The 6000-nt window shown below is 75.8% G+C and carries 3 protein-coding genes; all 3 read right to left on the bottom strand.

Going from position 1 to position 6000, the window contains the following annotated elements; all coding sequences use genetic code 11:
• Positions 1 to 188: 188 nt before the first annotated feature.
• Positions 189 to 2423: a catalase/peroxidase HPI gene (katG, locus tag ABD345_RS32915; protein ID WP_380276559.1), complete on the bottom strand. Its 2235-nt coding sequence runs from the start codon at positions 2421 to 2423 to the stop codon at positions 189 to 191.
• Positions 2424 to 3335: 912 nt separating this feature from the next.
• A complete protein-coding gene (locus tag ABD345_RS32910) occupies positions 3336 to 4673 on the bottom strand; it encodes an NsdA family TPR-like regulatory protein (RefSeq protein WP_344557553.1) in 1338 nt (445 codons plus the stop codon).
• 56 nt (positions 4674 to 4729) lie between these two features.
• Entirely contained in the window at positions 4730 to 5776 is a 1047-nt protein-coding gene (locus tag ABD345_RS32905; RefSeq protein ID WP_344557551.1) for a hypothetical protein, read from the bottom strand.
• Between the last annotated feature and the right edge of the window lie 224 nt (positions 5777 to 6000).

Here is a 6000-nt window from a genome sequence, read left to right as displayed (position 1 = left end):
CAGGCAGTCACACCGAGCCCGGCCGCCGCAGCGGCATGACCCGATCACTGGGCGTCACCACCCCGGCTTGACAATGCCATTGGGAATCTCCTTCGGGCGGACGGACGGGTACCGGCGGTGGCCGCGCCGGACGGCGGGGCCGGACGGGCGCTGCGGCGCGCCCGTCCGGCCGGGGGAGCCGGGCCGGGTCAGGAGCGGCGGGCCGTGAGGTCGAAGCGGTCGAGGTCCATGACCTTGGCCCAGGCGGCGGCGAAGTCGGCGGCGAACTGCCCGGCCCCGTCGGCGCCGGCGTAGACCTCGGCGAGGGCGCGCAGTTCGGCGTGGGAGCCGAAGACCAGGTCGGTGCGGCTGGCGCTCCAGCGGACCGTGCCGGTGGCGTCGCGGCCCTCGAAGACGGCCGGGTCGTGGGCCGAGGGGGTCCAGGTGGTGCCCTGGTCGAGCAGGTTGACGTACCAGTCGTTGGTCAGCACGCCCGGGGTGCGGGTGAGCACGCCCAGTGGGGCGTTCTGGTAGGTGGCGCCCAGCGTGCGCAGGCCGCCGACCAGGACGGTCAGTTCCTGGGGGCTCAGGCCCAGCAGGTCGGCCCGGTCGACCAGGCGGTACTCCGCGGGCAGGGTGTCGTCCTTGCCGAGGTGGTTGCGGAAGCCGTCGGCGGGCGGCTCCAGGTAGGAGAAGCCCTCGACGTCGGTGTGCTCCTGCGTCGCGTCGACCCGGCCGGGGGTGAACGGCACCCGCACCTCGTGCCCGGCGTCGGCGGCGGCCTTCTCCACCGCGGCGGTACCGGCCAGCACGATCAGGTCGGCGAGCGAGACGCCGTGGCCGGCGGGCCGGGAGGAGTTGAACGCCTCCCGGATGCCCTCCAGCTGGCCCAGCAGGGTGGAGAGCCGGTAGGGCTCGTTGACGGCCCAGCCGTTCTGCGGCTCCAGCCGGATCCGGGCGCCGTTGGCGCCGCCGCGCTTGTCACTGCGCCGGAAGGTGGACGCGGAGGACCAGGCCAGCCACACCAGGTCCGCCAGCGGGATCCCGGCGGCCAGGACGCGGGACTTGAGCTGCTCGACGGCGCCGCCGTCCAGCGGGGCCTCGGTGGGCTCGGGCAGCGGGTCCTGCCAGAGCAGCTGTTCGGCGGCGACCTCGGGGCCCAGGTAGCGGGTGACCGGGCCCATGTCGCGGTGGGTGAGCTTGTACCAGGCGCGGGCGAAGGCGTCGGCGAACTCCTCGGGGTGCTCCAGGAAGCGCCGGCAGATCCGCGCGTAGTCCGGGTCGACCCGCATCGCGACGTCAGTGGTGAGCATCGCGGGGGTGCGGCGCCCGGCGGGGTCGTGCGGGTCGGGGACGGTGTCCTTGCCCGCGCCGGCCTTGGGCCGCCACTGGTGGGCGCCGCCGGGGCTGGTGGTCAGCTCCCACTCGTAGCCCAGCAGGATCTCGAAGTAGCGGTTGTCCCAGCGGGTGGGGGTGTCGGTCCAGATCACCTCCAGGCCGGAGGTGATGGTGTCGTTGCCGTGGCCGGTGCCGAAGTCGCTCTTCCAGCCCAGGCCCTGCTGTTCGAGCGGCGCGGCCTCCGGCTCGGGGCCCAGGTGCTCGGAGCCGGCGGCGCCGTGGGTCTTGCCGAAGGTGTGGCCGCCCGCGCACAGGGCCACCGTCTCCTCGTCGTTCATCGCCATCCGGGCGAAGGTCTCGCGGATGTCGGTGGCCGACGCCATCGGGTCCGGGTTGCCGCGCGGGCCCTCGGGGTTGACGTAGATCAGGCCCATGGTGTCGGCGGCCAGCGGCGCCAGCAGCTCACCGTCGTCCTTGTGCCGTTCGTCGGTCAGCCACACCGTCTCCGGGCCCCAGTACACCGCCTCGTCCGGGCCCCAGACCTCCTCCCGGCCACCGCCGAAACCGAAGGTGGTGAAACCCATCGACTCCAGCGCCACGTTCCCGGACAGCACCATCAGGTCCGCCCAGGACAGCGCCTTGCCGTACTTCTGCTTCACCGGCCACAGCAGGCGCCGCGCCTTGTCCAGGTTGACGTTGTCCGGCCAGGAGTTGACCGGGGCGAAGCGCTGCAGCCCGGCCCCGTTGCCGCCGCGGCCGTCGGTGACCCGGTAGGTGCCCGACAGGTGCCAGGCCATCCGGATCACGAACGGGCCGTAGTGGCCGAAGTCGGCGGGCCACCAGTCCTGCGAGGTCGTCAGGACCTGCTCGATGTCGCGTTTGACCGCCGCCAGGTCGAGCGCCCCGAACGCCGCCGCGTAGTCGAAGCCCTCGCCCTCGGGGCCGTGGGTCGCGGCGTGGCGGCTCAGCACGCCGATGTTCAGCCGCTCGGGCCACCACTGGCGGATGCCGTCGCCCTTCATCGGGTCCGCGGCGCTGTCCTTCACCGGGCAGCCGTCGGCGGCCGGGTTCGTGTTCTCGGGGAACGCGTTGGTGACCTGCTGCACGTCGTCGTTGTCGGGCACGGGAGAAGCACCTTCCGGGTACGGGTACGGGTACGGGAGCGGGGGAACCGGACGAGCGGGTGCCGGACGGGACGCGGGAGCGCCCGCGGCTCCGGGCGACGGGGCCTCCACCGGAAGAGCGACCAGGGCCTGCGCCCGGGCGTGGAGCCCGCGTCCGCACCGCCGGAACCCTGACGGAGCGGACGGTCGGCAAGCAGGCGCCGGGTGTCGTCGGCGAAGGCCGAGGAGGAGGTGGCCCGCCGGGAAGCCGCCGCCGAGCACCGGCCCCGCCGGGGCGGGCGCGCCCGGCGGCGGGGCCGTCGGGGTCAGGACGTGAGGAACTCGACCAGGTCCTGGTCGAACGTCCCCTTGTCGCCGGGCACCAGGGCGGTGCCGCGGAATCCGGCGTCGGCGACGGCCCTCAGCCGGCCCTGCCGGGCGTCGCCGTTCAGCGGCCGGCCGTGGACGAAGACGACCGGGCGGCGGCTCCCCCGCCCTGGTAGAGGATCTCGGCACCGTCGCGGGCCGTGCGGTGGGGCATGCGTGACTCCCGTTCCAGCTGCAGGGGACAGCCGGACGTACCGGCCGGAGAACGCATCGGCCCTCGTACGGACGGCCGACTGAGGCACCGGCCCCGTGCGGCACGAAGCGGGACGGCGTCCGGTGCGGAACCAGCCAATCCCACAGCAGCTACCCTCCGCACCCGACACACCGAGCCGTTGGACCGACCGGGTGGCTCCCGCCCCGGCGGTGCGTCCGCCCGGGCCGGACGCACCGCCGGCACCCCGTCCGGCGTCACCCACTGCAACGGCATCGGCTCCGGTGACGGCTCGGCGGTCCGCCGCTCCGACGGCGAACCGGAAGGTACGGCCCGCTCCATGGAAGCGCGAGGTCGAGGAGCCGTCCTCGCGGCGTTCACCGCTCCGGGACGCGCAGGGCGGCCAGCAGCCGTTCGGCCTCGCCGCGGTGGCGCTGGGCGAGCAGCACGGAGCGCATCCGGTCGGCGGCCCGCTCGACCCGGGCGGAGGCGACCCGGGCCCGCAGGTCGACGAACTCCTGCCAACTCGCACAGGCCGCCTCCAGCTGGCCCCGGGCGGCGAGCGTCTCGGCGAGCCGGGCGTGCACCAGGGCCTGCGACCGGCGCTCGGTGCCGGGGCGCAGGCGGACGGAGGCGCGCAGGGAGCTGACCGCCGCCGGGATGTCCCCGAGCCGCCGGTGGACCTCTCCGCGCTGGTACGCCAGCGTCGCGCCGTGGTAGCGACCGGTGGCGGCGGACGCGGTGGCGCCGGGCAGGGCGTCCTCCGCCCCCTCGACGGCCCGCAGCGCGTCGCCGGGCCGGGCGCGGGCGGCGAGTGCGACGGCGTACTGCCCCAGGAGGAAGGCACGGCTGTCGGGGAGGTGGCGCCCCGCACGGAGGGCGGCTTCCGCGAGGTCGAGGGCCGGGCCCGGGTGGCCGAGTTCGAGGGCCTGCACGCTCAGCGCGCGCAGGGCCAGGGCCAGGGCGCGGGCGTCGGCGGCCTCGTCGGCCAGCGCGGCGCTCAGCCGGTACCAGTGCTGGGCCTCGCCGTGCCGCCACTCGTCGAAGTTCGCGAACCCGCAGAGGTAGGCGAGCCCGGCGGCGCGCTGGAGCAGGGCGCGGCGGTGGGCGTCGGTGCCGGGCAGGCCGAGCCAGGGCCGTACGGTCAGTTCGAAGTAGGCGGTGGCCTGTTCGCGTACCGCGCCGGCGCCCAGCTGGTGGTCGACGCGGGATAACAGGGCGAGCATCTTCCCCGCCGCCTGGACGTGCGGGGCGACCAGCCGGGTGGGCCCGGGTGAGCGGACCCGGAGGTACTCGGTGCCGGTGACGCGATCGGGTATTCCGGCCAGTGCCGACAGCCGGTAGGGGAGGTTCGCGCGGGGAGCGCCGGCGTCGGCCGACGGGCGGCCGCGACGTGGTCCGGGGAGGCCGTGCCGCGGGGCGAACCCCAGTTCCTCGGCGGTGACGCCGCGGTGCAGCCGCCGGCTGAAGGCTTCGGCGACGAGCGGAGGGACGGGATCGCGGGGGACCGACCCGGCGAGCCACTGCGCCACCGACGGGCGGCGGTAGCGCAGGTCCAGGCCGTTCTCCCGGCCGACCGCGTTGACCGCGGCCGCGAGCGCGTCGCCGCTCCACCGCGCTTCCTGCAGCAGCGCGCGCAGCCGGGCGTTGGGTCGGCGGGTGGGAGTGCCCGCCGCGGCGGGCAGGGGGACGCGGGGCGTGGGGTGGTTCGCCATGGTGGAGGATCCCGTCCTGGTGCCGGCAGGGGAAGCGGGGCGCGGGTGTTCGGCGGTCAAGGCTTGCCCGGTGCGGCGACGGCGCTGCGCTCCGGCGGGGAGTACACGTCCGTGACGGTCTCGCTCGTGCTCCGGCGCCGGACGACGCTGAGCGGGCCGAGCCCCGACAGGCAGCGGGCGAGGGCGGTGGACAGGGCAGCGGTTCCGGGACGGTGGAGCGGTCCGGTCAAGGTGATCGTCGCCGCCCGGGCCAGGACCACGGGGTCGAGGTCGGCGGCTGATCCGACCGGGACGAGCCGGTGGTGGGCGAGCCAGTGCCGGGGGCGCCGGCCGTGGGGGTGCCGGTCGTCGACGAGCAGCACGAGATCGCTCGCCGCAGCGGCGGACCGTACCGCGTCGCGGGTGTCGGTGGGACGGTGGCACCACTGGTCCGGGTGCTGCCCGCGCAGCAGCGGGAACCGCGACCGCAGGACGTCCAGGATCGCGGTGAGCTCCTCGACCGGCGTGCAGGGACGTTGGAGGAAAGCCAGTTTCGCCGGGGCCGGCACCTCGACGGTCGTCGCGCGCCGCACCGAGGCCACGGGCACCACCCCGGCCCGCCGGGGTGACGGCCGGGGCGGGCGGTCGTCCCAGGCGCCCCGCCCGCTCCCCACGACGAGCACGGTGTCGCCCCGTTCCAGGTAAGCGGCCAGGGTGGCGTCGGCGCGCCCGGCCCGGCAGGCGGAGCGGGGTGGTAAGCGGGTCTGGGCGAGGACGAGGAGACCGGCGGCGCGCGGTGCCGGGAAGCAGGCGGGGGCGGGTACGGGCAGCAGCAACCTCCTGGTGCGCAAGGCGTCGCTCCAGCGGCGCAGTTCGGCGACGGCCTCGTCCAGGAGGGCCGGGAGCGTCGGGTCCGCGACCACCGCCAGGCCGACGACCTGTCCGTCGACGTCCACGTAGGTGGTGGCGACCAACCGCGGCCCCGTCGACGCCCCGGTCGGCGGTGCTCCGACCAGCGGGCCGGGCCAGGGGGCCAGGTGCACCGGGACGCCGCGCCGGACGAGTCCGGCGGCCAGCAGCGGCCCGGCCGCATCGAACGCCTCGGTCGTTCTGGTCCTGTTCATGGCGACGGGTCACGCTTCCTTCCGTGAGCCGGGCGGCAGGATGCCGTGTGCACCACCGGCCGGTGGGGACGGTTCGTCGCCGCACTCGTGACCGGATTGCCGTGCCACTCTCCCGGGTCGGTCGTGGTCCCCGCCCGCCAGCAGCGCGGGGAACCGGAGCAGTTCGGCGGCGACGCGGTTGACCGGGTCGCGGACCGACCGCGCCCGGCACGGGGTCGCGGCGT

The sequence above is a fragment of the Kitasatospora saccharophila genome, from assembly GCF_039529925.1.
Classification (GTDB): Bacteria; Actinomycetota; Actinomycetes; order Streptomycetales; family Streptomycetaceae; genus Kitasatospora; species Kitasatospora saccharophila.
Note: the sequence above shows the minus strand (reverse complement) of the source record. Positions and strands in the feature narration are given on the sequence as shown.

Bases quoted from the DNA above. Each gene is read 5' to 3' on its own strand.
- ABD345_RS32910 (WP_344557553.1), bottom strand. From the start codon at position 4,673: ATGGCGAACCACCCCACGCCCCGCGTCCCCCTGCCCGCCGCGGCGGGC.
- ABD345_RS32905 (WP_344557551.1), bottom strand. From the start codon at position 5,776: ATGAACAGGACCAGAACGACCGAGGCGTTCGATGCGGCCGGGCCGCTG.